We start from the raw sequence: 1,761 nt of genomic DNA, 5'->3' as shown, positions 1-1,761 counted from the left end.
CGAGCGGGCGAAGAACATGTTCGCGCTCGGGCTGCTGTCCTGGATGTACCACCGGCCCACCGAGGGCACGGAGCGGTTCCTGCGCGAGAAGTTCGCCCGCAAGCCCGACCTCGCCGAGGCCAACATCCTGGCCTTCCGGGCGGGCTGGAACTACGGCGAGACCACGGAGTCCTTCGCCACCACCTACGAGGTGCCGCCGGCGCCCCTGCCGGCCGGAACCTACCGGCAGATCAACGGCAACACCGCGCTGGCGTACGGGATCGTGGCGGCGGCGCAGCGATCGGGCCTGCAGGTGCTCCTCGGCACGTACCCGATCACGCCGGCCAGCGACATCCTGCACGAGCTGAGCAAGCACAAGAACTTCGGCATCACCACGATGCAGGCCGAGGACGAGATCGCCGGGATCTGCGCCGCGCTCGGGGCCTCCTACGGCGGCGCGCTGGGCGTGACGTCGACGTCCGGGCCGGGGATCGCGCTGAAGTCGGAGACCATCGGCCTCGCGGTGATGACCGAGCTGCCGCTGCTGGTGATCGACGTGCAGCGCGGCGGCCCGTCCACCGGACTTCCCACCAAGACCGAGCAGGCCGATCTGCTGCAGGCCATGTTCGGCCGCAACGGCGAGTGCCCGGTGCCGGTCGTGGCGCCGTGCTCGCCGGCGGACTGCTTCGACATTGCCCTCGAGGCGGCCAGGATCGCGCTGACCTACCGCACCCCGGTGCTGCTGCTGTCCGACGGGTCGATCGCCAACGGCTCGGAGCCGTGGCTGATCCCGAACGTCGACGAGCTGCCCGACCTGTCGGTCCGCTTCGCGTCCGAGCCGAACGCGCTGGACGGCAGCGACGAGCACTGGCCGTACGTCCGGGACGGCGAGACGCTCGCGCGGGAGTGGGCCATTCCGGGCACTCCCGGGCTGCAGCACCGGATCGGCGGGCTGGAGAAGGCCGACGGCAAGGGCGGCATCTCCTACGACCCGGACAACCACGACCGGATGGTCCGGCTGCGCCAGGCCAAAGTGGACGGTGTGGCCGTTCCGGATCTGGTGGTAGACGACCCGTCCGGCGAGGCCGAGGTGCTGGTGCTCGGCTGGGGCTCCAGCTACGGCCCGATCGGCGCGGCCTGCCGCCGGGTCCGCCGCAAGGGCCTGCGGGTGGCCCAGGCGCACCTGCGCTATCTCAACCCGTTCCCGCGCAACCTTGGCGAGGTGCTTTCCGGCTACCGCAAGGTGATCGTCCCGGAGATGAACCTGGGCCAGCTGGCGCTGCTGCTGCGGGCCAGGTATCTGGTCGACGTCAGGTCGCACACCAAGGTGGCCGGGTTGCCGTTCCGGGCCGAGGAGCTGGAGGCCATGCTCACCGACGTGGTGAAAGGAGTTCCGGCATGACGGTCGACCTGGGGCTGCCCACGATGGGCGGGCTGGCGGGAGTGCCCACCACCGGCGAGAAGCAGACCGCCAAGGACTACAAGTCCGACCAGGAGGTCCGCTGGTGTCCCGGCTGCGGGGACTACGTGGTCCTCAACGCCGTGCAGAGCTTCCTGCCCACCCTGGGGCTCAAGCGCGAGAACGTCGTGTTCGTGTCCGGGATCGGTTGCTCCTCGCGGTTCCCGTACTACCTCAACACGTACGGGATGCACTCCATCCACGGCCGCGCCCCGGCGATCGCCACCGGCCTGGCGGTCACCCGGCCGGACCTGTCGGTCTGGGTGGTCACCGGCGACGGCGACGCACTGTCCATCGGCGGCAACCACCTGATCCATGCCTTG

2 protein-coding genes are annotated in these 1,761 nt (G+C 70.3%); both read left to right on the top strand.

The annotated features are described in order from the left end of the window. The coding region (locus VGX25_RS25820; RefSeq protein ID WP_326920497.1) for a 2-oxoacid:acceptor oxidoreductase subunit alpha at positions 1–1,381 on the top strand (1,381 nt) is incomplete at its 5' end. Continuing rightward, on the top strand, positions 1,378–1,761 hold a 384-nt coding region (locus tag VGX25_RS25815; protein ID WP_326920496.1), incomplete at its 3' end, for a thiamine pyrophosphate-dependent enzyme. The genes VGX25_RS25820 and VGX25_RS25815, both read left to right, overlap by 4 nt.

This window comes from Actinophytocola sp. (assembly GCF_035942955.1).
Taxonomy (GTDB): Bacteria; Actinomycetota; Actinomycetes; order Mycobacteriales; family Pseudonocardiaceae; genus DASYTH01.
This window is presented reverse-complemented; position numbering and strand designations above follow the sequence as displayed.